This is a genomic window from Sulfitobacter noctilucae, assembly GCF_000622365.1.
Lineage (GTDB): Bacteria > Pseudomonadota > Alphaproteobacteria > Rhodobacterales > Rhodobacteraceae > Sulfitobacter > Sulfitobacter noctilucae.
Genome location: NZ_JASC01000001.1, coordinates 55,122 through 78,939 on the forward strand (window position 1 = coordinate 55,122; position 23,818 = coordinate 78,939).

The 23,818-nt window shown below is 58.7% G+C and carries 24 protein-coding genes; 13 read left to right on the plus strand and 11 right to left on the minus strand.

The annotated features are described in order from the left end of the window. Nucleotides 1-84: 84 nt before the first annotated feature. The 6 genes from Z945_RS0100270 to Z945_RS0100295 all read right to left on the minus strand — a co-directional run bounded on the left by Z945_RS0100270 (nt 85) and on the right by Z945_RS0100295 (nt 7,241). Nucleotides 85-1,401 carry a M16 family metallopeptidase gene (locus Z945_RS0100270; protein WP_025050123.1) on the minus strand — a complete coding sequence of 439 codons (1,317 nt, stop codon included), beginning with the start codon at nt 1,399-1,401 and terminating at the stop codon, nt 85-87. Then, nucleotides 1,398-2,726: a M16 family metallopeptidase gene (locus tag Z945_RS0100275; RefSeq protein ID WP_152541003.1), complete on the minus strand. Its 1,329-nt coding sequence runs from the start codon at nt 2,724-2,726 to the stop codon at nt 1,398-1,400. Before Z945_RS0100275 ends, Z945_RS0100270 begins: the two co-directional genes overlap by 4 nt. Nucleotides 2,727-2,840: 114 nt before the next feature. Next, nucleotides 2,841-3,344 (minus strand): DUF3035 domain-containing protein, encoded by a 504-nt coding sequence (locus Z945_RS0100280; RefSeq protein ID WP_025050125.1) that lies wholly within the window; start codon nt 3,342-3,344, stop codon nt 2,841-2,843. A 50-nt stretch (nt 3,345-3,394) separates the two neighbouring features. Next, on the minus strand, nt 3,395-3,880 hold the full coding sequence (gene lspA, locus Z945_RS0100285) for a signal peptidase II (RefSeq protein ID WP_025050126.1): 486 nt from the start codon (nt 3,878-3,880) through the stop codon (nt 3,395-3,397). A gap of 10 nt (nt 3,881-3,890) precedes the next feature. Further along, complete coding sequence (gene purH / locus Z945_RS0100290) at nt 3,891-5,477, minus strand: bifunctional phosphoribosylaminoimidazolecarboxamide formyltransferase/IMP cyclohydrolase (RefSeq protein WP_025050127.1); 1,587 nt, start codon at nt 5,475-5,477, stop codon at nt 3,891-3,893. A gap of 15 nt (nt 5,478-5,492) precedes the next feature. Then, entirely contained in the window at nt 5,493-7,241 is a 1,749-nt protein-coding gene (locus tag Z945_RS0100295; protein WP_025050128.1) for a heparinase II/III family protein, read from the minus strand. A gap of 183 nt (nt 7,242-7,424) precedes the next feature. Here Z945_RS0100295 and Z945_RS0100300 point away from each other — a divergent pair, with 183 nt between their 5' ends. Further along, entirely contained in the window at nt 7,425-8,171 is a 747-nt protein-coding gene (locus Z945_RS0100300; protein WP_025050129.1) for a phosphate/phosphite/phosphonate ABC transporter substrate-binding protein, read from the plus strand. 7 nt (nt 8,172-8,178) lie between these two features. On the opposite strand, the gene Z945_RS0100305 is transcribed toward Z945_RS0100300, so the two are convergent. After that, nucleotides 8,179-9,453 carry an RsmB/NOP family class I SAM-dependent RNA methyltransferase gene (locus Z945_RS0100305; RefSeq protein WP_025050130.1) on the minus strand — a complete coding sequence of 425 codons (1,275 nt, stop codon included), beginning with the start codon at nt 9,451-9,453 and terminating at the stop codon, nt 8,179-8,181. 221 nt (nt 9,454-9,674) lie between these two features. On the opposite strand from Z945_RS0100305, the gene Z945_RS19165 reads away from it, so the two are divergent. Then, nucleotides 9,675-9,881, plus strand: a complete 207-nt coding sequence (locus Z945_RS19165) for a DUF1674 domain-containing protein (RefSeq protein ID WP_052862584.1) — start codon at nt 9,675-9,677, stop codon at nt 9,879-9,881. A gap of 21 nt (nt 9,882-9,902) precedes the next feature. Here the strand turns inward: Z945_RS19165 and Z945_RS0100315 are convergent, their stop codons facing one another. Continuing rightward, entirely contained in the window at nt 9,903-10,259 is a 357-nt protein-coding gene (locus Z945_RS0100315; RefSeq protein WP_025050132.1) for a hypothetical protein, read from the minus strand. 80 nt (nt 10,260-10,339) lie between these two features. Next, the gene (gene dapB / locus Z945_RS0100320) at nt 10,340-11,161 is read right to left on the minus strand and encodes a 4-hydroxy-tetrahydrodipicolinate reductase (protein WP_025050133.1); all 822 of its coding nucleotides are present in this window, start codon (nt 11,159-11,161) and stop codon (nt 10,340-10,342) included. A gap of 86 nt (nt 11,162-11,247) precedes the next feature. Between dapB and rbfA the strand changes: the two genes are divergently transcribed. From rbfA to Z945_RS0100360, 8 genes are all read left to right on the plus strand, one after another. Next, nucleotides 11,248-11,664 carry a 30S ribosome-binding factor RbfA gene (rbfA, locus tag Z945_RS0100325; protein WP_025050134.1) on the plus strand — a complete coding sequence of 139 codons (417 nt, stop codon included), beginning with the start codon at nt 11,248-11,250 and terminating at the stop codon, nt 11,662-11,664. Further along, the gene (locus Z945_RS0100330; protein WP_025050135.1) at nt 11,661-12,398 is read left to right on the plus strand and encodes a phosphodiester glycosidase family protein; all 738 of its coding nucleotides are present in this window, start codon (nt 11,661-11,663) and stop codon (nt 12,396-12,398) included. The genes rbfA and Z945_RS0100330 overlap by 4 nt, the downstream gene beginning before the upstream one ends. Before the next feature lie 68 nt (nt 12,399-12,466). Further along, nucleotides 12,467-13,372, plus strand: a complete 906-nt coding sequence (gene truB, locus Z945_RS0100335; RefSeq protein ID WP_025050136.1) for a tRNA pseudouridine(55) synthase TruB — start codon at nt 12,467-12,469, stop codon at nt 13,370-13,372. Nucleotides 13,373-13,376: 4 nt separating this feature from the next. Further along, complete coding sequence (locus Z945_RS0100340; protein ID WP_025050137.1) at nt 13,377-13,907, plus strand: DUF1643 domain-containing protein; 531 nt, start codon at nt 13,377-13,379, stop codon at nt 13,905-13,907. Between the two features lie 89 nt (nt 13,908-13,996). Next, on the plus strand, nt 13,997-14,959 hold the full coding sequence (locus Z945_RS20910; protein ID WP_025050138.1) for a calcium-binding protein: 963 nt from the start codon (nt 13,997-13,999) through the stop codon (nt 14,957-14,959). A gap of 164 nt (nt 14,960-15,123) precedes the next feature. Further along, nucleotides 15,124-15,393 carry a 30S ribosomal protein S15 gene (rpsO, locus tag Z945_RS0100350; protein ID WP_025050139.1) on the plus strand — a complete coding sequence of 90 codons (270 nt, stop codon included), beginning with the start codon at nt 15,124-15,126 and terminating at the stop codon, nt 15,391-15,393. A gap of 204 nt (nt 15,394-15,597) precedes the next feature. Then, on the plus strand, nt 15,598-16,713 hold the full coding sequence (locus Z945_RS0100355) for a serine/threonine protein kinase (RefSeq protein WP_025050140.1): 1,116 nt from the start codon (nt 15,598-15,600) through the stop codon (nt 16,711-16,713). A gap of 149 nt (nt 16,714-16,862) precedes the next feature. Further along, a complete protein-coding gene (locus tag Z945_RS0100360) occupies nt 16,863-17,552 on the plus strand; it encodes a Crp/Fnr family transcriptional regulator (protein ID WP_025050141.1) in 690 nt (229 codons plus the stop codon). A 505-nt stretch (nt 17,553-18,057) separates the two neighbouring features. Here the strand turns inward: Z945_RS0100360 and Z945_RS0100365 are convergent. Continuing rightward, nucleotides 18,058-19,023, minus strand: a complete 966-nt coding sequence (locus tag Z945_RS0100365) for a mechanosensitive ion channel family protein (RefSeq protein ID WP_025050142.1) — start codon at nt 19,021-19,023, stop codon at nt 18,058-18,060. A 387-nt stretch (nt 19,024-19,410) separates the two neighbouring features. Here Z945_RS0100365 and pnp point away from each other — a divergent pair, with 387 nt between their 5' ends. Together pnp and Z945_RS0100375 are read left to right on the plus strand one after the other, a co-directional pair. After that, nucleotides 19,411-21,546 (plus strand): polyribonucleotide nucleotidyltransferase, encoded by a 2,136-nt coding sequence (pnp, locus tag Z945_RS0100370; protein WP_025050143.1) that lies wholly within the window; start codon nt 19,411-19,413, stop codon nt 21,544-21,546. Between the two features lie 188 nt (nt 21,547-21,734). Next, the gene (locus Z945_RS0100375; RefSeq protein ID WP_025050144.1) at nt 21,735-22,442 is read left to right on the plus strand and encodes a glycosyltransferase family 25 protein; all 708 of its coding nucleotides are present in this window, start codon (nt 21,735-21,737) and stop codon (nt 22,440-22,442) included. Here the strand turns inward: Z945_RS0100375 and Z945_RS0100380 are convergent. Then, entirely contained in the window at nt 22,439-23,092 is a 654-nt protein-coding gene (locus Z945_RS0100380; protein ID WP_025050145.1) for a peroxiredoxin, read from the minus strand. The genes Z945_RS0100375 and Z945_RS0100380 overlap by 4 nt on opposite strands. Before the next feature lie 432 nt (nt 23,093-23,524). Between Z945_RS0100380 and Z945_RS0100385 the strand changes: the two genes are divergently transcribed. Beyond that, the gene (locus Z945_RS0100385; RefSeq protein WP_152540994.1) at nt 23,525-23,818 is read left to right on the plus strand and encodes a hypothetical protein; all 294 of its coding nucleotides are present in this window, start codon (nt 23,525-23,527) and stop codon (nt 23,816-23,818) included.

Below are 23,818 nucleotides of genomic sequence, written 5' to 3' on the forward strand. Positions count from 1 at the left end.
AAAAAGGGCTGTCCCAGCGGGGACAGCCCTTTGTTTTTGTTGGGGCACAAGGCTTTACCGACCCCGTTTACCTCTTGTTCAGATTTAATTTCCGGCAGTTGTCTCCAACCCCTCAGGCTGACCAACAACGACGAAATGCAGGTTCTCGGGCTCGAGCAGCTCTGCCGCGACGCGCTTGACGTCTTCCAGCGTCACCGCCTCAACCTTGTCGTTTCGGGTTGGGATGTAATCAATCGGCAGGCCCAGCATCTGCATGCCCACAAGGATACTGGCAATCGGGCCGTTACCGTCAAACCGCAGCGGATAGGAGCCGGTTATATAGGTTTTGGCGTCCTGCAATTCCTGCTGGGTCACACCGTTCTCGGCGGCCTTGGTCCATTCATCGCGGATCACTTCGATGGCTTCGGCAATCCGATCGTTGGAGGAACTGACAGATCCCATATAGACATTCGCCAGATCACGGCTGGCCAGATAGGAATAGACACCATAGGTCAGGCCGCGTTTTTCGCGGACTTCGTTCATCAGGCGGCTTTCAAACGATCCACCGCCAAGGATCTGGTTCAGCACCAGAGCCGAGAAGAAGTCAGGATCGTCCTGCGCAATGCCTTTCTGGCCAAAGAGCGCCACCGATTGCGGCGTGGGGAAATCAACGACGGTGACGCCGGGCGGAATTGTGACATCGGCTTTCGGCGGCATGGGAGCACCGGTCTCCGGCAAGCCGCCCAGAAGGCCGTCCACCAGCGTGCCAAGCTCATCGGGCGTGATGTCACCGACAGCACCGATATAAATGCGGTCGCGGGCTAGTACCGCACGGTGCGCCGCGACGATATCATCGCGGGTTAAAGCGGTGACCGACTCGATGGTGCCGTTTGTTGTAAAGCCGTAGGGATGATCGCCGAAGGCCAGCTCGTTGAACGTGCGGCTGGCAATGTCACCGGGGTCTTTCAGATCGGACTGGATGCCTGACAGGATTTGCCCCCGCACACGGTCGATGGCGCTTTGTTCAAACAATGGTTCCTGAAGTGCCGACCGCAGCAGCGCAATGGTCGCATCGCGGTTTTCGGTCAGGAACCTGGCTGAAACGGATACTTCGTCGCGGGATGCGCCAAAGCTCAGGGTGCTGGCCAGTTTTTCCTGCGCGCGAATGAAGGCGCGGGCGTCCATGTCACCTGCCCCCTCTTCCAAGAGGCCTGTCATCAAGTTGACCGCGCCACGTTTGTCGGGATCATCCAAAGATGCACCACCGCGGAAACGGATTTCCAGTGCGACGAAAGGGATCGAGGGTTCTTCGACCAGCCAGGCGGTCAGCCCACCGGGGCTGGTCACAGACTGGATATCAACATCTGCACGGGCCGGAAGTGCGGCAACGAGTGTAAGCAGCAGGGCGTAGAACAGTCTCATTGCGTGACCTCCTCTTTCATCAACCAGCCGGTAACCGAGGTGCGGATATCGAATACATCGCGCGCGGCCTGCATGATGTCTTCTTTTGTGACGGCCTCCAACACATCGGGCCAGTTCTGCACGTCCTCCACCGTCAGCCCGATGGAGAGCGCCTGACCATAGCGGTTGGCAACGCTTTCGGCATCATCACGGGCATAGATCTGCTCTGCGCGGATCTGGCTTTTGATACGGTCGAGCTGTGCCGGATCAACGCCAGCTTCCATAAACTCACGCAGGGCACCATCCATCGCGTCTTCGGCCTCTTGCAGGCTGGTGCCGGCGGCGGGCACGACAACGACATCAAAGGTCGTATCATCAAGGGTGGCACCACGGTAAAAGGCACCGGTATAGGTGGCGACCTGAGTCTCGAACTGCAATTTGTCTGCAAGGACAGACGTGGTGCCGCCGCCCAGAATTTCCGCCAGAATGGTCAGCGCGGCGGCTTTTTCCTGTGCGCCGGGGTCGCGTTCCGGCGCGAGGTAGGAACGGCTGACATAAGGCTGGGCGACCCGTGCATCGCGAAAGATCATGCGGCGCTCCGCGGTCTGCGGTGGCTCTTGCGTCCGCAAACGCTCTGGCAGGTCCGGGTTCGCAGGGATCACGCCATAGTATTTCTCGGCCAGTGTACGCACCTCTTCAGGCTCTACATCGCCCGACACCACGAGGATGGCGTTGTTGGGCGAATAGTATAGCTCGTAGAACGACAGGGCATCCTCAAGGTCCAGCTCTTCCATTTCGTGGCGCCAGCCGATGATGGGCGTGCCGTATCGGTGGTTGAGATACTGCGCGGCATTCATCTGTTCGCGAAACAGGGCACCGGGGTTGTTGTCGGTACGCTGGTTGCGTTCTTCCAAGATCACGTCGCGTTCAGTGCGGATATTGTCGGGTGTCAGGCGGATGTTCTTCATCCGGTCGCTCTCCATCTGCATCATCAGCTCAAGCCGGTCTGCCGCAACGCGCTGGAAATAGGCTGTGTAATCATAGCTGGTGAATGCATTGTCCCGCCCGCCATTGGCAGCGACTGTCGCCGAAAACTCGCCCGATTCCATTTTGTCTGTTGCCTTGAACAGCAGATGCTCAAGAAAATGCGCGACACCCGAAGAGCCTTTGGGCTCATCCGCTGAACCGGCGCGGTACCAGACCATCTGTTGGACTGCCGGGGCGCGATGGTCTTCGACCACCACCACATCCATACCATTGTCGAGCGTGAAGAAAGTCACCGCTTCGTCGTCACTGGCCCCGGCAACAAACGGCAGCGTGCAGAACGCAAATACAGTTGCGAGCATCGGCAATCGGAACATGGATCATCCTTTGGTTATCGGCTGTGAAGATGAAGTACGCGCAGGGGTGCCAACTTCAAGGTCTCTCACAATTTTGTAACCTGCGACCCAGCCGTTGATCTAGTTTGCGGGTGGTGAGGAAGGCGTGCGCGCACCTGCACGGCGCCAGCGGGCCGCCTCGCTGTCTGCGTCCAGCGCCTCGCGGCGATAGGCTTGCTCGTACCGGTCCACAGGTACGATGCGGATCTGGGTGAACCGCGCCTTGCGCTTGCGGAACTGCGCATCGGTTTCGGCCAGCTCCTGACGGATACCGGGGGCCACGCCCAACCGGCTGGCATGGGTCACCAAGGCACCATCGCTCGCAGGGATCGGACCGTCCGCTGCATCAAGTCTGCCGCCAACCGTTGCGGTGCCTTCGGCGATCGCGGACCGGTCGGTCAGGTTCGCCTGCCCCGGCGTCGGCGGCGGAAGTGCTGAATAGCTCGCTGGCGCTTCCAGAGGCTTAGTAGGTTGCAGGATGAATTCGTCCGGGCCGGTGGAGTTGCTGCGCACCTGCCGCAACCCGTTGTTGGCACAGGCCGACAGGACCAGTGGGATCAGCACGAGTAAGGCAAAACGGCGCATGAGAAATCTCCTACCAGTTGGGTGTTGATAACGCAGGGCAACGGGCAATGTCACTGCCGTTTTTTGGGGGCTTTCGATTTGTCATCGGCAAACAGGATCAAACCAATCGCACCTGCAAAGATGAACACATCGGCCAGATTGTAGACAAACGGATTATTCCACCCCGGCAGCGAATTGTTGATGAAGTCGAGCACATAGCCGTAAACCAGCCGATCCACCACATTTGCCAGCGCCCCCCCGATCAAAAGACCGGCGCTGATCCGTTCCTTGATGCCGAAACGGCCCCGGCGCATCCAGACCAGAACACCGATACAGATCACCAGTGCAAGGCTGATAAGGATGTAACGGCTGGCGTTCGATCCATCCCCGAAGAGGCCGAAATTGATGCCGCGGTTCTCGCCGTAGATAAAATTCAGCCAGGGCGGCAGCACGTCGATCACGCGGATGCGCCACAGCTGCCATAGGTGGATCACCACGTATTTGCTGGCCTGATCTACAAGGAAGGCCGCGAAAGCAGACCAGAAAAGAACACGCACCGCTTGCCCCCTAGTGCCGGAAGTGGCGCATGTTGGTAAAGACCATCGCCAATCCGACGGCATCTGCGGCCGCGATGACTTCCTCGTCCCGCATGGAGCCACCAGGCTGGATCAGCGCCGTGGCACCTGCTTCGGCAGCGGTGATCAGACCATCGGCAAAAGGGAAGAACGCATCGGACGCCACGACAGACCCCTGGGTCAGTGGTGCGGGCAAGCCCATCGCCTCGGCCATGTCCTGCGCTTTGCGTGCGGCAATCCGCGTGCTGTCCACACGGCTCATCTGGCCCGCGCCAACACCCACGGTGGCACCGTCTTTGACGTAGATAATGGCATTGGATTTGACGTGTTTGGCTACGGTCCAGGCAAACAGAAGATCGCTCAGCTCCTGCTCGGACGGGCTGCGATTGGTCACGACTTTCAGATCGTCGCGTGTGATGCGGCCCACGTCCTTGTCCTGCACCAGCCAGCCGCCCGAAACCTGCCGCGCGGTCAGTTGCGCGGTATCGGGCGTGGCCAGACCATTCGTGGTCAGCAGGCGCAGATTTTTCTTTTTCGCAAAGATTTTAATGGCATCTGCATCGGCCCTGGGCGCGATGACCACTTCGGTAAAGATGCCACTGATCGCCTCGGCGGTTTCGCCGTCCAGCGTCTGGTTCAGCGCGATGATGCCCCCGAAGGCGCTTGTGCGGTCACAGTCGAAAGCGCGGGTATAGGCGTCGACCATCGTGCTGCCTGTCGCAACGCCGCAGGGATTGGCGTGTTTGATGATCGCGCAAGCGGGGCCGTTTTCGGGCGCAAATTCGCTGACCAGCTCAAAGGCGGCATCAGTGTCGTTGATGTTGTTATAGGACAGTTCCTTGCCCTGATGCTGCTCGGCTGTCGCCACGCCGGGGCGGTTTGACCCATCTGTATAGAAGGCCGCGTTTTGATGGGGGTTCTCGCCATAGCGCAAGGTTTGGGCCAACGTGCCACCAAAGGTGCGGCGGCGCGGCGTGCCACCCACTTCTGCCGCCATCCAGGTGCTGACAGCGGTGTCATAAGCGGCGGTGCGGGCATAGGCGGTCTGGGCAAGACGCTGGCGCAAGGCATAGGTCGTGTGGCCCTGGTAGGCGTTGAGTTCGGCGATGACGACATCGTAATCAGCGGTATCGACGATTACATTCACGAAGCCGTGGTTCTTGGCCGCCGACCGGATCATCGCAGGGCCGCCGATGTCGATGTTTTCGATGACTTCCGCGTATGCCGCGCCTTTTGCCACGGTTTCTTCAAACGGGTAGAGGTTCACCACCACCAGATCGATCCCGCCGATGTCATGTTTTTTCATCGAAGATACATGATCGTCATTGTCGCGCAGCGCCAGCAGCCCGCCATGCACGACAGGGTGCAGCGTTTTTACGCGGCCATCCATCATCTCGGGGAAGCCTGTCACCTCGGCCACGTCTTTGACCTCGAGCCCGGCCTCGCGCAGGGCGCGCGCCGTGCCGCCGGTGCTGAGCAATTCGACGCCGTGGCCCACAAGGGCGCGGCCCAGTTCAATCAATCCGGTCTTGTCAGAGACGGAAAGCAAAGCGCGTTTGACGGGGGCGAGATCGGTCATGGAGTGGTCCTTTGGTCAGTCTTCTTCCGGGTGAGGCTCGTCGATGGACAAGTCCCGCACGGCAATCGCAGTTTCCTGCGCTTTGGACAAGGACCAGCGGACACGGTTTGCATAGGTAAATGCGGTGCCGGAGAGCACAATCTGTTGTGCGGCGCGGGGTTTCAGGCGGGTGGTTTCAAGATAGGCCCCCGGTTCCAGCGTCAAATTATGGGTGCCATCGTGACGGAACACCCATATCTCGCCGCTTTTCAGCGCCATCGACACCGCAGCCCCGCCGAGATCAAGCGTCGCATCCACATCGGGATGCAGATGAAAACGTATGTCAAAGCGCAGGCCCTTCAGCTTGCCCGCATCCAACGCCGCATCGAAGCGGCGCTTGTCGCTCTCTTCAAGCGCCAGCAGCATGTCTTCGCCCGCCAGACCGCGCCCATCCAGCGTCAGATCAAGGGTGCGTGCGTGGGTCAGTCCGTGGGACGCCAGATATCCATCATGACCGCCCTGAAATTGTGTGCCGTCCGGTTTCTGGCTGATCTCGACCGGCACATGGCGCGGCCCGGCGATCAGCGCCTCGTGCCCCGTAGAGGGATCGGGATCCGCGAGCCGTGCGCTGGAATAGCCGCCAAGGCATAGCGTCGAATGAGAAGGTGTGGCACGACCCGCGCGGCGCCAATCGAGCCCGAACGACGCGCCAGAGCCGCAGTTCACGACCAACGGCCGCCGCCCCGAGGTCAGCTCGAACGCCAGTGTTGACGCGTGTGCGTTATGGGAGGCGCGGCCGTTGGGTGGGGGGGCCGCGTCGATTACGATACTGGTGCGCCCGGCGGACAGGCGGGCATATCCCATGGCCAACCCGCCGGGCTGGGTACCTTTGACCTTGGACGCCGCAAGCGCGTGGTCCAACCAGCCTTCCAACCCGCGCCCGCCACCGTGAAACCGCGCCAAGCCGCCATCGGTATGGCGCAGGCTGCGCAGTGTCGGCGCGATCCGGGCTATGGCGGCCAGATGTTCCTTCGGACAGCCGCGCCCCGCATCGCTGAGCGCCGCTGCGGCCCATGTGAGCAGGGTAAAGACCGACAGCAATTCTTCGGGATTGCGCGTAGGCAGACCGCCCTGCGCGTCGATTTGCAGGTTGCATTCGCGGGCCAGCGCCTTGATCGCTGGATCGGCGAGCGCTTCTTGCCCCTCCAGCGCCAAACCGGCGTAGATCAACCCGACCAAAGCCTCGAACCGCGCCAGACCTGGTGCCGCGGCCCGCCAGCGGCGCGAGAGAAACTGGGTTTGCTGTTCCAGCGAGCGATAGAAGGCGCGGCTTTGATCTGATTCCTGTCCGCGCAGCACAAACAGCGCATGGTTGATCCAGCGGATCAGGCGTCGCCCCGTCAGGTCAGGCGACCACCCCGGCCCGCGTCCTTTGCCAAACAGATCAATCCAGCCCCACAACCAGTCCTGCGCCGCGCTGCGTGCCCGCGCGTCGCCGACTGCCGCCAGGTCATCGAGCCATGCAAAGCCATGCAGCTCGGCGGCATAGCCCGCATCGGGGGCCACGACCTGCCAGATCGAGTGACCCGGCGCGTTGATCAGCGTGCCTGCGAACAAATAATTCCCGGCCAGCAATTGCCGCCCACGGGCAAAGGACCCGATGGTGCGCGGTTCGGGAGAAGAGACAAAACCCTTGACGGTGGACTTTGTCCGTGTGGCCACAGCCGCATGGACCGTGTTCAAGAAGCGCGATTGCCGCGCCCTGATGCTGGAAAGAGTGAACATACGTCTGCTGCCCTTGCACGCTCTGATGGCGTTTGCGCCGTATCATAGACCGCAGGGCACAGGGTGTCACCGCTTTTTGACCCGGCAGGATGCAATCGGCGGGATTGATCAATCTGGACGGTGTAATCACTTGGTGATTCACGGTAAGGGACCTGTAGAACCACAGCCAAGAAAGCCTTTGCCATGATCGCCAGTATGATGATGTACGCCCGTCCGGAACTGGCTGAAGAAAACGCCCGCTATTGGTCCCTGATCCGTGACGCCCTCGCCCGGCGCGGGATAGAGGCCCCGGTCGAATTGTCGAACGACCTACCCGAATTTGATGTTTGGCAGTCTCCCGATCTGGTGTTCAGCCAGACCTGCGGGATGCCCTATCGCAATACATTGGCGGATCAAGTGGGTCTGATCGGCACGCCAGATTTCGGGCTGGAGGGCTGTCCGCCCGGTCATTACGTCAGCGCAGTCATAGTCCGCGCCGATGATCCGCGTGAGGCGCTTACGGATTTTGCCGACGCGCGGTTTGTCTTTAATCAGGATTGTTCGCAGTCCGGCTATGGGTCGGCTTGGCTTCTGGCCCGCAAGTCGGGGTTCTGGTTCTCGGACCGGCGCGGCAGCGGTGGGCATGTCCTTTCGGCGCGTGATGTGGCGCGGGGCGATGCGGACATCACGGTGATCGACGGGCACAGCTGGCGCTTGATCCAACGGTATGACGCTCATGCCAGCGACTTGCGTGTGATCGGCTGGACCGATCCGACACCGGCCACACCCTATATTACCGCCCGGACCGAGCAGACCGATACGATGTTCGACGCGGTTGCAGAGGCGATTGCCGAGCTGACACAGGCCGACCGCGCCGCACTGGGCATCACCGGTGTCGCGCGTATTCCGAAGGCAGAGTATCTGGCGGTTGAGAACCCACCGGCCCCCTGATCGGGGATCAGGCGGCCTTGCGCAGCAGCGCGATGTAGAAGCCGTCCATTCCGCCCAGATCCGGCCAGTAATCAGGCCGCAGGCGCAATCCGCCCTCTTCGGTCACCCAAGCCGGATCAATGCCTGGCAGCGTTAAGGCGCTGGTGTCCACGGTCATGTCGCCATGGCGTTCCAGTGCTTCATCCACCTGCACTTCGCCCTCGTCCGGCAACAGACTACAGGTGCAAAAGACCATACGCCCGCCGGGCTTCAGCAAGGACCAAGCGTGGTCGATAAAAGTGCCCTGCATTTCAATCAGGTCACCGAATTCGGAGCCATCCTTGGCATAGGGCAGATCGGCGTGGCGGCGGATGGTGCCGGTGGCCGAACAGGGCGCATCCAGAATGATCGCATCGAAACGGCCTCTGACGGCGCGGACATCTTTGGTCAGCGTCTTGGCCTTCAGACCCACGCGGGCAAGGTTTTCGGTGACCCGCTGCATGCGTGGTGCGGAATCGTCTACCGCTGTGACATCGGCACCAGCGGCGGCAAGCTGCATGGTTTTGCCCCCGGGCGCTGCGCAAAGGTCGAGAATGGATTCGCCTTTTTGCGGGGCCAGCACCTGGACCGGCACGGCTGCGGCGGCGTCCTGCACCCACCAGTCGCCTTCGGCAAAGCCGGGCATGGCAGAAACCTGACCGGGGGTGGTGAGGCGGACAGAGCCCGTGGGCAGCAGCGTACCACCTGTTGCTTCAGCAACGGCGGCGGCATCGGTTTTGGGGGTCAGATCCAGAGGGGCACCTTTGAAGTGGGCGATTTCCATCGCCCCCATCGCTTCGGCACCCCAAGCCTCGACCAAGGGGCCGCGCAACCATTTGGGCAAACGCGGCGCGCGCAATGCGTCCCACGCGGCAGGGCCATCGGCGGCGATCTTGCGCAAGACTGCGTTGGTCAGCCCTTTAAGGTGGCTCAGTTTGTTATGCTGGCCGACAAGGCTGACCATCGCGTTGACGACGCCATGTGCCGCCCCGCCCTGACACAGTTCAATCGTGCCCACGCGCAAGACATTCTGGATGGTCAACGGTGGTTGCTTTTTCAGATGCTTCTGCAACAGCCTGTCGGCACGTTCCATCCCGCGAAGGGCTTCAAGCGCAAGCCGCTGGGCGCGGGCACGGTCGTCTGGCGAGAGTTTGTCCAGAACGCCGGAAGCCAACATTTCCGACATGAGACGCGGTTCTTCGCCAAGAATTTGGTCAAGGAGGTAAACAGCACTTCTGCGGGCCTGAACGCCGGTGTTTGACATGAAGGCGTGATCCTCTGCGGGTTGTCCGTTTGAAGAAGTGGCGTATATCAAACGTATAGATGCCTCAAGAGGACGTTATGACTGATAGAGAGAAGATACAGGCCCAAGGCGGCGATCCTGCCCCCCGGCCCATCCCCGATACACCCGGCCAACCTGCGCCGTCCCCGGCACCTGATTTGCCCGGCAGGCCGCCGCAAACACCTGATCCGGCACCCCGGCCCATTCCGACACCCGGCAGGCCGCATCCAACCCCTACGCCGACAGCGCAGGATTTGCCCCCTGCTGCACAGCGCGCGTTGGCCGAAGCCGCAGAGCGCCGCAAGCGGGACGCCGAATTGGAACTGCCACCCGAATTGGGTGGCAGAGACGGGCCTGAACCCGTTCGATATGGCGATTGGGAGAAAAAAGGGATCGCGATCGACTTTTGAGTTTTACGCTAAAGGTGCCAATCAACGCAGAGTGAAATCTGCTGAATCGCCCGTCCCTTTGTCAGATGTAATGCGGACTTTGCTGCCATTGGTTTTAACTTCTTGGCAGTTGTAGCCCAGATCATCGCCGCCCCAGTTCAGCGAGCGACAAAGATATCCACCTTCCCAAGACCATTTGCCGGTTACATCCCAAGTGGCACCCTTGCCAGAGATGCTGCCGTCGTTCAGCACATTGATGCGGACCAAGGGGCGCGTCAGGGATTTACCACTGACCAGATTCATAAAATCGTCACGGGTGGTCACCTGTTGATACTCCGCCATTGCAGGCGTTGTGAGGCCGACCACAGCGGCTGTGAGTGCGATAGCGAATACCTTCAACGGAACCTCCATTACTACTTTGCTGACGAAGTAACGTAGGGTAAGACCGAAAGGTTTCAAAACCGGAAAAATTTTCGCGCTCAGGCAGGGTCGGACAGGCCTAGAACATCCAGCATATCGTAGGCACCCGGCGCACGGCCCTGCCCCCAAATAGCAGCCTTGAGCGCACCACGGGCAAAGACAGACCGGTCAGATGCCACATGGCGCAGGATGATTCGCTCGCCCAGGGCCGCGAACATCACGTCATGTTCGCCGATGATGTCGCCCCCCCGAATGGCCGTGAACCCGATGTCACCGCGTTTGCGCGCGCCGGTAATGCCGTCGCGGCCCCTATCTGACACTTCGGAGAGCTTTACACCACGTCCTTCGGCCGCAGCCTCACCCAGCATCAAGGCCGTGCCGGAGGGCGCATCGACCTTTTGATTATGATGCGCCTCGATCACCTCGATATCGTAGTCTTCATCGAGGGCCGCGGCGACCCGTTTCGTGAGCTGCGTCAACAGGTTCACCCCAAGGCTCATGTTGCCTGCGCGGATGATCGTTGCGCGGTCAGTGAATTCATCGAGAGCGTCAATTTCATCGTCAGACATGCCTGTGGTGCCGATGACATGAACGATGCCGGCCTGCGCGGCGACCGCCGCAAATTCGAGTGTGGCGGCAGGGGCCGTGAAATCAATTACTGCCTCCGCATTTTTCAAGGCATTGGCGGCATCGTCGCTGACTGTGACGCCGAGGGGGGCACCACCCATGGCTGTGCCAACATCGCGACCGAGCCAGTCGTGACCGGGCCGCTCGATCGCCCCGGTCAGCGTCATCTGATCTGAGGCGGCGACCAACCCGATCAACGTCCGGCCCATGCGGCCCGATGCGCCAGTAATCGCGATGCGGGGGGTGTTTGTCATTGGTACGCTCCTGCCGTGATATGATGTCGGGTTTAGCCCGCCTGCCCCGCCTTGGCAAAGGCATTGGGAGTGCTTAGGTAGGGCGCATGGGAAAAAACAAGTTTCATGAGGGCGCTGGCCCGTCGCAACGACAGCTTCGCGTAGGCGAAACCATTCGGCGTGCCCTGTCGGATGTGCTGGCACGCGGGGATGTGCATGACCCCGAGCTGAACCGTTTGTCGATTACCGTGGGCGAAGTGCGCACCTCTCCGGACCTCAAGATCGCTACAGCATATGTTTTGCCGCTAGGCGGTGAGGGCAAGGAAGATTTGCTCAAGCTTCTGGCCCGTAACAAGGGTGAGCTGCGCAAACAGGTGGCCAAGAAGCTGACTCTGAAATTCTCGCCCGATCTGCGGTTTCAGCTGGATCAGACATTCGATCAGATGGACGAAACACGTCGGATGCTGGCGCAGGACGTGGTGCGGCGTGATGCCGATGCGCCAGACACGGCACCTGAGGAATGATACGCGCCGCCTTTGCGTTTCTGATGCTGCTGCCTCTGCCTGCCGCCGCTGCAGAGTGCCGTGAGGATACCTACAACGAAAAAGTCTATACCATCTGCGAGGTCGATATGACTCGCGAACGGTTAGAGCTATTTCTGGCCGACGAAGACGGCAGCGTCTTTGGCTATTTCGGCACGCTGGACGCGGCTTTGCAGCGGGATGGCATGCGTCTGGGCTTTGCGACAAACGCAGGTATGTACCACGAAGACCGCAGCCCTGTGGGCCATTACCTTGAGAACGGCAAACAGGTACAGCGCGTGATCCCTAATGCCGGTCCCGGCAATTTTGGCCTGCTGCCTAACGGGGTGTTGTGCCTGCGTGACGGGCGTGCAGATGTCTTTGAAACCACGGTCTTTCTTGCCGAGGCACCAGCCTGTCGCTCTGCCACGCAATCCGGCCCTATGCTGGTGATTGATGGGGCATTGCACCCGCGCTTTCTGGTCGACAGCACCTCGCGCTATATTCGCAACGGGGTTGGCACCAGTGACGACGGCACGCGGGCGATCTTTGCCATATCGGATACGGCGGTAACGTTTTACGAGTTCGGCAGCCTGTTCCGCGATCACCTCGGCCTGTCCAGCGCGCTTTACTTCGACGGCAATATCTCGCGCCTGCGCGCCCCCGATCTGGGGCGTAGTGGGACGGGGTTTACCACTCTGGGGCCAATCATCGGGGTCGTGGAACCCGCCGAATAGGCAAAAGCGGCTAGGCGCCCGCGCCAAGGCACAGTATAGCGCGGGCGCAATTGAACAAAGAGGGTTTCATGGGGCGCACACGCAAAGGGCGGGATATATCGGGCTGGCTGGTGGTGGACAAACCTGCCGGGCCTACATCCACCGCTGTCGTTAACAAAGTGCGCTGGGCGATGGATGCCAAAAAAGCTGGCCACGCAGGCACGTTGGACCCTGACGCAACTGGTATTCTCGCCATCGCTCTGGGCGAAGCAACCAAGACGGTTCCGTTTATCACCGACGCGCTCAAAGCCTATACTTTTACTGTGCGCCTTGGGGTCGCCACCAATACCGATGATGCCGAAGGCGAGGTTTTGCGGACATCCGATCTGCGTCCCAACGACGCGGCGATCAAGGATGCTTTGGCACCGTTCATCGGTGACATCGAACAGGTGCCGCCGCAATTCTCGGCGGTCAAGATCGACGGGGAACGCGCCTATAAGCGCGCCCGCGATGGCGAAGAGATGGAGATCGCGGCACGCCCTCTCTATGTTGACAGCCTGTTGCTGATCGACCGGCCCGATGCCGATCACGTCACGCTCGAGATGGTCTGTGGCAAAGGCGGCTATGTGCGATCCATCGCGCGGGATCTGGGCGAGGCGCTGGGCTGTTACGGTCATGTACGCGAGCTGCGCCGTATCTGGTCAGGTCCGTTCGAGGTCGAAGATGCGCTGACGTTGGAACAGATCGAGGGCATGGCCCGCACCCCTGATCTGGATGCTCACCTGCTGCCGCTGGAACAGGGCCTGTGCGATCTGCCCGAAGTGAAAGCAACCGCAGAGGGTGCCACCCGTCTGCGCAACGGGAACCCCGGTATGGTCTTGGCGAATGACGTCGAATACGGCGATGAATGTTGGGCCTCGCTGGACGGCAAAGCTGTTGCGGTCGGGCGATACAAGTCCGGTGAATTGCACCCCAACCGGGTGTTCAACGTCTGATCCGGTGATTGTACGCAGTCATACCAAGGGCGATGCGCCTTCGACCGCTGTCTATTCGACTTGCGAGGCGTACCGCTACAGCCTGACGCGGGAATGGGATGCGGACGGGCGGCGGCTGACCTTTGTGATGCTCAATCCCTCAACCGCGACCGAAGTGCAAAATGACCCGACTGTGGAGCGTTGCGAGCGGCGGGCGCGGCATCTGGGCTTTGGCGCTTTCAGAGTGACCAACATCTTTGCTTTCCGCGCCACCGACCCGCGCGAGATGCGCCGCGCGGCGGACCCGGTGGGACCGGATAACGATACCGCTTTGACCGAAGCCGTGGAATGGGCCGATCATATCATTGCCGCCTGGGGCACCCACGGCGCACATGGCGGACGCGGACCTGAGGTCGCCACACTTTTGCACAGGCTTGGCAAACCCCTGTTTCATCTTGGTCTGTCCAAAGCCGGCCACCCCAAACATCCGCTGTATCTGCCCTATGCACAGGCCCCGATTGAATGGCAGGTCGGCAGTGAAACCTTAACTAATTAACCTCTTTGGTTTTGACCTGAGGCGAGGATTGTGGCTTTTTTTTGCGAGTGGCAAAGGTCCGCCTTGGGGCTAGTTGGGAATTTTCACGCATGTTGTGGTTGGCAGGTTTAATGGGTCTTATGGCCGTCAGCGCCGTTGCTTACGTCGATATCGGCATCGAGGAGGACGAGTCCGAAGACCTTAACGCGCTGCCCGAGGAAGACACGAATATCGCCCGGCTGAACGTGATCCTTGGCACTGGCGATGCAGATGACATCAACGGCACCGACGCGGCCGACCGTATTGGCGCAGGGGCGGGCGACGATCTGCTGTCTGCTGGTGAGGGTGACGATGAGGCGCTTGGCGAAGACGGAAACGACACGATGTCTGGCGACGCTGGTGAAGACAGCCTGATCGGCGCGGACGGAAACGATGAACTGTATGGCGGCTCGGAAGACGATATTCTGGTAGGTCAGAACGATGATGATGTCATCTTTGGCGATGCGGGCGACGATGATCTGAACGGTTCGGCAGGCGCTGATACGCTGTCAGGTGGCGCGGGCGATGATGCCCTGACCGGCGGGTTGGACGATGACCAACTGAGCGGGGACGCAGGCGCAGACACGCTATTTGGCGGTTTTGGAAATGATACGCTTGTCGGAGTGGTACCGGACGCAGAGACTGACGCGCTGATAGACACTGACAGCTCCGATTTCCTGAACGGTGGCGGCGGTGACGATCTGATCATCGCGGGTCAGGGTGATGTCGTGCATGGCGGCAGCGGCGCAGACCAGATCGTGCTGGGGGAATGGGTCGCCAGCGGCCCCGCGGCCGAGATCATTGACTTCGAGGATGCGGACGATTCGCTTCTTTTTGTTTGGGATGACAGCGGCGAAGCAATTGAACCGCCAGAGGTCACTGTGCGGGATGATCCTGATGCCGACGGGCAGTTGCAAGTACTAATGGGCGATCAGGTTGTGGCGCAGGTCAGCGGCTCAAGCCCCCTGACAACTGCCGAAATCTCGCTGATCCCCCTTAGTTCGGCCATCGCGTTGGAGTTGGTCGAGGCATAGCGGGCACCCAGGTCCATTTATCCTTTGCCATCTGCCGCGATCTTTCCTATACGCCAGCGTCGACCGTTGATTCCCGGATCAGCGGCGCATCTCCACGGGCCAGAGCTGGACGACATCCCGGCCTGCGCCATTTCTTTTACTCATTTCCTTGAAAGGAGACCCCGATGTCGATCACAGCTGAAGAAAAAGCACGCATCATGAAAGAGTTCGCCACGACCGAAGGCGACACAGGTTCGCCTGAAGTTCAGGTTGCGATCCTGTCCTCGCGCATCGCGACGCTGACAGAGCACTTCAAGACCCACAAAAAAGACAACCACGGCCGCCGTGGTCTGCTCAAGATGGTGGCAACACGCCGCAAGCTTTTGGACTATGCCAAAAGCAAAGACGAGGCCCGTTATCAGGACCTTATCAAACGTCTGGGCCTGCGCCGCTAAGCGCAACACACAGCCGGAATTATACAGCCGCGTCCCTGCAAAGGGGCGCGGTTTTTCGTTGGGCGGCCTGCGGCTGGCAAACACTGCGCAGGACGACAAGCTGCGCAGATGTCGTTTTCAGCCTCCTCAGGGTCCACCGCGCGCTTGTCCGCTTCTTCTTTTGTTCCTAGGCCTGCACCAGACAAAACGCAGGAGCACCGGATCATGACCAAAACCATCGTCAATAGTTGGAACGAATGGGATCCATTGAAACACGTCATCGTCGGACGCGCTGATGATTGTCACATCCCGCCAGAAGAACCTGCGCTGGATGCAAAGGTGCCCGAAGACAGCGACATGCGCGGCCAATGGGGGCGGCGTCCGCAGGACACGATTGATCGTGCGAACGAGCTGTTGGATAATTTTGCGAGTATGCTGGAAAAGCGCGGCGTGCGGGTGGACCGGCCCACGCCGATTGACCATGCGCTGCCCGCGTCAACGCCTGATTTTCATACGGAATCCCAGTTCGGCTGCATGCCACCGCGTGATGTACTGTTGACGGTAGGCTCGGAAATGCTGGAAGCGACGATGTCTTATCGCTGCCGCTGGTTTGAATATTTGAACTACCGGCCGCTGATGCAGCGTTATTTTGAGGAAGATCCGAAGTTCCGGCATGAGGCCGCGCCAAAGCCGCGCTTGACGGACGCAGATTACCACCCTGACTATCTGAGCGACAAGATCGGCAACGCCAAGCGGTTGGAATGGGCGGCCAGCAAGTTTTTCGTGACCACCGAGGAAGAGCCGCTGTTCGATGCGGCGGATGTACTGCGATTCGGGCGCGACCTGGTGGTGCAGCACGGGTTCACAACAAACATGAAAGGCATCGAATGGCTGCGCCGTCATTTCCCCGATCATCGGGTGCATGACGTTAACTTTCCGGGCGACCCTTATCCCATCCACATCGACGCCACCTTCACGCCTTTGCGCCCCGGTTTGATCCTGAACAATCCACAACGGCGGTTGCCCGACGACCAGCGCAAGATGTTTCACGACAATGATTGGGAGATCGTGGATGCCGCGCAGCCCGCGCATAACACGCCGCCACCGCTGTGCTATTCTTCGACATGGCTTAGCATGAACGTGCTGGTGCTGGATCCGAAAACCGTCTGTGTCGAGAAGTCCGAGGTCTATCAAGCCGAGCAGATGGACAAGTTGGGCATGGAAGTGGTCGAAGTTGAGTTGCGCGACGCCTATGCCTTTGGTGGCGGGCTGCATTGCTGCACAGCGGATGTCTATCGCGAGGGGGTTTGTGAGGACTACTTTCCAAGCCTATCGGTCTGATGGATACACGGCATACACGGACTTTAGGCTCGATGGCCTGAACGAAGTGGTGCACCTTGGCGGGAAAAGCTTGCCAAGGGGCATGTGTTTTCTTGTATGTTCCATCTCATGAATGATTTTCGACGCAACACCCGTCTTGGGCATCTCCGATGACATCGCATAACGACCAAGATGCATTGCGCAGTTGTTTTCTTTTCACCTCACTGTCGGACGACGACATCGGCATCCTGTCGCAAATGTGCCGCAGCGTGAGCTATCCGCGCGGCGCAGAGATTTTTGCGATGGGCGATACGGCTGATGGGCTGCGGATCATCACGGCAGGAGAGGTTCGTATCTGGGTGTCGGATGCAGAGGGTCGGGAATTGACCGTAACCATTCTGGAGGACGGCGATAGTTTTGGCGAAATTGCCCTTCTTGACGGCCTGCCCCGGACTGCTGCCGCCAGTGCCACAGAGGCGACCACCTGTCTGTTTGTGCCTCATTCGGCAGTAGATGCGCTTTTGCAATCGAACCCCCGATTTGCCAGGGAAATGATCCACTGTCTGTGCGAGATTCTGCGGCGCAATACCGATGAGATGGGGGCGATGACCTTTCAAAGCCTTGATGCCCGGCTCGCGCAAAAGCTGTGTGATCTGGCGATGTCCCGGGCGGTGATTGATGGGGCGACAGCCCGCTTCACTAAGAAACTGTCCCAAGCCGATCTGGCCAAGATGCTGGGCGTGACGCGCGAAGCGGTAAACAAACGTTTGATGGCGCTGGTGCATGACGATTTGATCGAAACACAGGATGGCTTTCTGGTCATTCCCGATCTGGACAAATTGGCCAGCCGCAGCAAATAGACCAGCCGGCGGTGATGCCGACTGGTCCTGAGGTGCTGAAAATTTCTGCCTAAAATTCGTTTGAAGAGCCGGAAATATGCGGCTTCCCTACCGGTGTCCGGCCGAAGCCCGAAACCGGATTCTGTAAGTAGCGAAACACGATGTTTGGTCGCGTGCAGTTCGACGAGAAAGGAGATATGATCCATCCGGGTATCGGGAAACCCCCGGATACTGCGTTCAACTGGCCAGAAATGCCGGCGTTTGCAGAGACCCGTGGACCGTGTCGCATGTGCATCCGACCAAGGGCTGCTGCCAAGAGGCAGGTAGCGGCAGCCAATGTGATCCAAGTGTCCGGTGTCATTTTGTCCCTCTCTCGTCGACCCAAGTCATGACACAAGATGCACCCTGGGTATGTGACTGAGATCACAGACGCGTGACAAGCCAGTGAATTTTGCTGTGGTTGCCGAATAGAAAAACGCCCCGGTTAACCCGAGGCGTTCTGACGTCTTGGCAAATGATAAATTGTTTAGCTCGCCGTTTCCATCTTTTGGCTTTCGCGGTCCTTTTCGCGTGCCGGGCGCGGTATGTCCTTTTGTCCAGCGGGCCAGCCTTCGCGTTGCTTGGCGCGGTCACCGTCCGTTTCTTCGGTTTGATCGTGGAACAGATGCACCTGCGTCGGATAGGGCATATCGATGCCTTCTTTATCCAGCGCTTTGTAGACGGCTTCCAAAACGCGGCCAAAGGTGTGGATCTGGCTGGCACGGTCCGATTTTGTCCACCAGCGCAGGCGTACCACATTGGCGAAATCACCCAGTTCGATCGCTATCGTTTCGGGACCGGGGTCTGCGATGACGCCCTCAATACCTTTGCAGGTATCTTCCATAATCTTGCGGGCCGTTTGCCAATCGTCGTTACAACCGATGCCGATGTCATACTGTGAGCGGCGTGTCTCGAAGGCCGTGTTCACGACCACACTGTCGGTATAAATATCGGAATTCGGGATCACCACGCGGCGGCCGTCGTAGGTTTTGATCAGAGTTGCGCGGGTCTCGATCTTTTCGACGGTGCCTTCATGACCACCCGATACGATCTGATCGCCGACCTCGAACGGTTGCCGCAGCAGGATCAGCACACCAGCCAAAAGGTTTTGCAAAATATCTTTAAATGCAAAACCGATGGCGACAGAGCCAATACCGAGACCCGAAATCAAATCACCCGGAGAGATGGTCGGGGCGACAATGGTGATCGCCAACATTGCACCAATGACGATCAAAGCCCATTTCAGCAATGAACCGGCGACTTCGCCTAGATTGGCGCGGTCCCGTGATCTCGATGTGCGCAGAATGAGAGCGTTGACCCCTTTGGCAATGACCCAGAAGAGAACGAAGACCACGAGGGCGACCCCGATATTGGGTAACAGCTTGAATAATCCATCTAGCCAAGCGTCGATTTTATCGAAAATAAGCCCCGGGTTTGCGTCTACTTCTTCCATGCGTCTTCCTTTGTTTGCCAAGGCTAACAAACGGCGACCCGATCTGTTCCCTAAGAGAGGATTGCGTGCGACCGTCAGGGCGGCCCCACCATCGCGCATTAGGGGCGCTGTGCTGATGAAGGCCCGCCGTCATCCCGCTCCCTTTGCGAAGGTGATCCCCGCGATTCCGCGCCAGATTTGCCGGGCCGGTTCAATGCAAATCAAATGCCCGAGACCACTGATTTGCTACACTTCCCCTCCATCCCAAACTGATGTACACGCCACCCATCTGAAAGCCGGCGCCCGGACCGCAGCGCCGCCAAAAGAAGATACCGCGGTCAGGGGCAATTCGGCCCCTATGCAATTGGCCACCCGTGAAATCAGGGGGCCGAACTTATGGAAACGTAGATGTTTAACGTAACGAAAAAATCAATTGAGTGGGGCGAAGAGACGCTGACGCTCGAAACCGGCAAAGTTGCCCGTCAGGCGGATGGGACTGTAATTGCCACGCTGGGCGAAACCAGCGTGATGGCGAACGTCACTTTTGCACGTCAGCAAAAGCCCGGTCAGGACTTCTTTCCGCTGACAGTTCACTACAACGAAAAATACTATGCCGCGGGTAAAATTCCCGGTGGTTTCTTCAAGCGCGAAGCGCGTCCGACCGAGAAAGAGACGCTGACAAGTCGTCTGATCGACCGTCCAATCCGCCCATTGTTCGTGCCCGGCTTCAAAAACGAAGTTCTGGTGATGTGTACGGTATTGAGCCACGATCTGGTGAATGACCCCGATATGGTCGCGATGATCGCCGCTTCTGCCGCACTGACCATTTCCGGCGCACCCTTCATGGGTCCAATCGGCGCCTGCCGCGTGGGTTTCGAGGATGGCGAATACATCCTGAACCCGGAAATCGACGACATGCAGGACCTCAAGAACAACCCGGACCAGCGTCTGGATCTTGTCGTTGCAGGCACCAAAGACGCCGTGATGATGGTCGAATCCGAAGCATACGAGCTGACGGAAGAAGAAATGCTGGGTGCGGTGAAGTTTGCGCATGATAGCATCCAGCCGGTGATCGACCTGATCATCGAACTGGCCGAATCTGCTGCGAAAGAGCCGTTTGATTTCCAGCCTGTCGACTACTCCGCGCTGTCCGCAGCCGTGAAGAAAGCAGGCGAGAAAGAAATGCGCGCTGCCTTCGCCATCGGTGACAAGCAAGAGCGCACCGCCGCTGTTGCCGCTGCCCGTGAAACGATCAAAGCAGCCCTGAGCGAAGAAGAGCTGGCCGATGCGAACCTCGGTTCTGCGATGAAGGGTCTTGAAGCCTCCATCCTGCGCGGTGATGTCGTGAAGACAGGCAAGCGTATTGATGGCCGTCGCACGGACGAGATTCGCGATATCGTATCCGAGACCGGCGTTCTGCCGCGCACCCACGGCTCCGCGCTCTTCACACGTGGTGAAACGCAGGGTCTGGTTGTGACTACCTTGGGCACCGGCGACGATGAGCAGTTCATCGACGCGCTGCACGGCAACTTCAAATCCAACTTCCTGCTGCACTATAACTTCCCTCCTTATTCGGTTGGTGAAGTTGGTCGCGTGGGCCCTCCAGGCCGCCGCGAGATCGGTCACGGCAAGCTGGCATGGCGTGCGTTGCAGGCGGTTCTGCCCGCTGCCACCGATTTCCCCTACACCATCCGCGTTGTGTCCGAGATCACTGAATCCAACGGTTCCTCCTCGATGGCATCCGTTTGTGGCGGGTCGCTGTCGATGATGGACGCAGGCGTGCCGCTGAAATCAGCCGTTGCCGGTGTGGCCATGGGTCTGATCCTTGAAGAAGACGGTTCTTATGCGATCCTGTCTGACATTCTGGGTGACGAAGACCACCTTGGTGACATGGATTTCAAAGTGGCGGGTACTGAGAACGGCATCACGTCCTTGCAGATGGACATCAAGATTGCGGGCATTACGCCAGAGATCATGGAAAAGGCACTGGCACAGGCCAAAGAAGGCCGGATCCATATCCTTGGCGAGATGAACAAAGCCATCTCCGGCGCAGGCGAGTTCTCCGAGCACGCCCCACGCATCGAGACCATGCAGATCCCAACGGATAAAATCCGCGAAGTGATCGGTTCTGGCGGTAAAGTCATCCGCGAGATCGTCGAAGTCTCCGGTGCGAAGGTCGACATCAACGACGAAGGCATCATCAAGATTGCAAGCCCGAATGGCGAAGCGATCAAGAAGGCCTATGACATGATCCATTCGATCGTGGCCGAGCCAGAAGAAGGCATGATCTACACCGGGACGGTCGTAAAAATCGTCGATTTCGGTGCATTCGTGAACTTCTTTGGCAAGCGTGATGGTCTGGTCCACGTGTCCCAGATCGAAAACCGCCGCCTGAACCACCCTTCAGATGTTCTGAAGGAAGGTCAGGAAGTGAAAGTGAAGCTTCTGGGCTTTGACGATCGCGGCAAGGTGCGCCTGTCGATGAAAGTCGTCGATCAGGAAACCGGCGAAGAAATCAAAAAAGAAGAGGGCGCAGAGGAGTAATCACCTCTCGTCTGATTTGAAGAACGGGCCTCGGTGGAAACACCGGGGCCTTTTTTATTGTCTCGACGTGCCACAGCGATTGCGCTCTTTTGTGTGACACAGTGCAAAGTCAGGCTAGATTTGGGTATGTTATCAAAATACCGCAGCGGGTGGTTTGATTGTCGCAGAATTAGCGATATGACGATGGCATGAGGTCACTCATTATTCACCTATCGCGTGCCACAGAACGCGCCGATAACGTCTCGCGTTTGTTGCGTGAGCTGCCGGATGCGGTAGTGGTAGAAGCCGTAGATGGCAGTGATCCGGCGCAGATTGCCGGGGTCGCGCCCGAACCCGGTACACTCTACCATCCGACCTATCCTTTTGGATTGAACCAGGCAGAGGTCGCCTGTTTTCTCAGCCACCGGCGCTGCTGGCAAATGATTGCCGAAGGCGACGCTCCTTTGGGACTGATCGTCGAAGACGACATGGATATTGATCCCGCCCCCTTTGCAGCCGCACTTGATCTGGCCCAGCGACATGCGGATGAGGAGAGCTTTGTGCGCTTTCCCGCCAAAGAACGCGAAAGACCAACCAAAGCCATCGCGCGGCAAAATGGTACCAGCCTGTTTTTACCCAAGATCATCGGGCTGCAGGCAGTCTGTCAGCTTGTGGGCCGCCGCGCGGCGCGGCGTCTGCTGACCGTCACCGAAGTGATCGACAGGCCGGTTGATACGCTGTTGCAGATGCACTGGGTTACTGAGCAGCCGGTCCATGCAATCTGGCCCAGTGGTATTTCAGAGCTCGGCGCGGCCAGCACCATTCAACGCAAAACCCGCACCAGCGATGTGCTGATGCGGGAAGTCCGACGCGCCAATTATCGCGCCAAGGTCAAACGTAGGCCGCAACTGGCCTAGTTTGGTGCCTTTGTGGTGCGCAGATAGGGTAGTACGGTGGTGAATTCGCCAAACTTGGCCTTGGCATCTTCATCAGACAATGTGGCGGGAATGATCACATCATCGCCCACATTCCAGTTCGCCGGCGTCGCCACGCCCTTGCCAGTCGACATCTGCAACCCGTCCAACGCCCGCAGGACTTCGGCAAAGTTGCGACCCACAGTCATCGGGTATGTCATCGACAGCTTCAACTTTTTGTCTGGCCCGATGATGAACACAGACCGCACAGTCGCTGAATCAGCCGGCGTGCGGCCATCAGGCAGATAGGCTTCGGCGGGCAACATGTCGAACGCCTTCGAGACTTCGAGATCCGCATCCGCGATAATCGGGAAGCCAGCTGTCGTTCCCGCAACCTTCTCGATGTCGCCTTTCCACTTTTTGTGGTCCTCGACCCCGTCCACGCTGACGCCGATCACCTTGGTGCCGCGCTTTGCCCATTCTTCAGACAATTGCGCCACTGCACCAAATTCGGTTGTGCAGACGGGTGTAAAATCTTTGGGGTGAGAGAACAGGATCGCCCAGTGATCGCCCACAAAATCATGCAGCGACATGCTGCCGTGGTCTGTGTCGACGGTCAGGTCGGGGATCGTGTCGTTGATGCGCAAACCCATGAAATCCTCCAGGTGTATTAGTGTTCGTCGTGCCTGCAATGTAGCCACTAACTCGCGCAAAACCATCCTTTCTCTCCGGAATAAATTTGAACACATCGTTGAGGCGGGACCGGGGCCTTGATGCACATTCCTGCGACTTAACTGATACAATAGAATCGCAGCTTCAAACCGACCGCTGATTTCGATTTGACGTGATGGAGGCTTAGACAGCTCGTTCTAAATTCGAGCTAGCTCATTGATCTCAAAAAATTCAATTAGATTGACGTAAGGTCAACTTTGCGACTATCATTTGTCATTCATTCCAATTCTTGTCTCTCGTTTTCTTGTCTTACGCCGAAGCCACAGCGCTGTTCCTATCCATGGGATGCAGGGTTGCTGACTTCGGCGATGACGATCAATTCAACACCCGTTTAAGCTACGGCTTGGTGCAAAATGGCAAAAGATCCTCTGACAGGCCCGATGGCCAAACTGAAAAGCACCGGTGATCTGGTGCAATCTGATGCTTCTCTGAAGAAACTGACTGGAGATATGGAAAAGGCATTGAAAGCCAAAGATGCGAGCTACTCCGGGGTTCATGACAAGTTGATGAAGGCGCTAGGAAGCGCGAAGAAGTCCGCGAAAGGCGACAAGGAAAAACAAAAGGCACTGACTGACTTCGAGAGAACGCTCTCAGAAGACAAGAATAAGCGCCTGAAATTTGCAAAAGTGAAAGTCAAAAAAGGGTAG

What these genes read in the sequence shown, in the direction of transcription:
- Z945_RS0100270 (WP_025050123.1), bottom strand. Translation starts at nt 1,401, where the DNA reads ATGAGACTGTTCTACGCCCTGCTGCTTACACTCGTTGCCGCACTTCCG.
- Z945_RS0100275 (WP_152541003.1), bottom strand. Translation starts at nt 2,726, where the DNA reads ATGCTCGCAACTGTATTTGCGTTCTGCACGCTGCCGTTTGTTGCCGGG.
- Z945_RS0100280 (WP_025050125.1), bottom strand. Translation starts at nt 3,344, where the DNA reads ATGCGCCGTTTTGCCTTACTCGTGCTGATCCCACTGGTCCTGTCGGCC.
- purH (WP_025050127.1), bottom strand. Translation starts at nt 5,477, where the DNA reads ATGACCGATCTCGCCCCCGTCAAACGCGCTTTGCTTTCCGTCTCTGAC.
- Z945_RS0100295 (WP_025050128.1), bottom strand. Translation starts at nt 7,241, where the DNA reads ATGTTCACTCTTTCCAGCATCAGGGCGCGGCAATCGCGCTTCTTGAAC.
- Z945_RS0100300 (WP_025050129.1), top strand. Translation starts at nt 7,425, where the DNA reads ATGATCGCCAGTATGATGATGTACGCCCGTCCGGAACTGGCTGAAGAA.
- Z945_RS0100305 (WP_025050130.1), bottom strand. Translation starts at nt 9,453, where the DNA reads ATGTCAAACACCGGCGTTCAGGCCCGCAGAAGTGCTGTTTACCTCCTT.
- dapB (WP_025050133.1), bottom strand. Translation starts at nt 11,161, where the DNA reads ATGACAAACACCCCCCGCATCGCGATTACTGGCGCATCGGGCCGCATG.
- rbfA (WP_025050134.1), top strand. Translation starts at nt 11,248, where the DNA reads ATGGGAAAAAACAAGTTTCATGAGGGCGCTGGCCCGTCGCAACGACAG.
- Z945_RS0100330 (WP_025050135.1), top strand. Translation starts at nt 11,661, where the DNA reads ATGATACGCGCCGCCTTTGCGTTTCTGATGCTGCTGCCTCTGCCTGCC.
- truB (WP_025050136.1), top strand. Translation starts at nt 12,467, where the DNA reads ATGGGGCGCACACGCAAAGGGCGGGATATATCGGGCTGGCTGGTGGTG.
- Z945_RS20910 (WP_025050138.1), top strand. Translation starts at nt 13,997, where the DNA reads ATGTTGTGGTTGGCAGGTTTAATGGGTCTTATGGCCGTCAGCGCCGTT.
- rpsO (WP_025050139.1), top strand. Translation starts at nt 15,124, where the DNA reads ATGTCGATCACAGCTGAAGAAAAAGCACGCATCATGAAAGAGTTCGCC.
- Z945_RS0100355 (WP_025050140.1), top strand. Translation starts at nt 15,598, where the DNA reads ATGACCAAAACCATCGTCAATAGTTGGAACGAATGGGATCCATTGAAA.
- Z945_RS0100360 (WP_025050141.1), top strand. Translation starts at nt 16,863, where the DNA reads ATGACATCGCATAACGACCAAGATGCATTGCGCAGTTGTTTTCTTTTC.
- Z945_RS0100365 (WP_025050142.1), bottom strand. Translation starts at nt 19,023, where the DNA reads ATGGAAGAAGTAGACGCAAACCCGGGGCTTATTTTCGATAAAATCGAC.
- pnp (WP_025050143.1), top strand. Translation starts at nt 19,411, where the DNA reads ATGTTTAACGTAACGAAAAAATCAATTGAGTGGGGCGAAGAGACGCTG.
- Z945_RS0100375 (WP_025050144.1), top strand. Translation starts at nt 21,735, where the DNA reads ATGAGGTCACTCATTATTCACCTATCGCGTGCCACAGAACGCGCCGAT.
- Z945_RS0100380 (WP_025050145.1), bottom strand. Translation starts at nt 23,092, where the DNA reads ATGGGTTTGCGCATCAACGACACGATCCCCGACCTGACCGTCGACACA.
- Z945_RS0100385 (WP_152540994.1), top strand. Translation starts at nt 23,525, where the DNA reads ATGGCAAAAGATCCTCTGACAGGCCCGATGGCCAAACTGAAAAGCACC.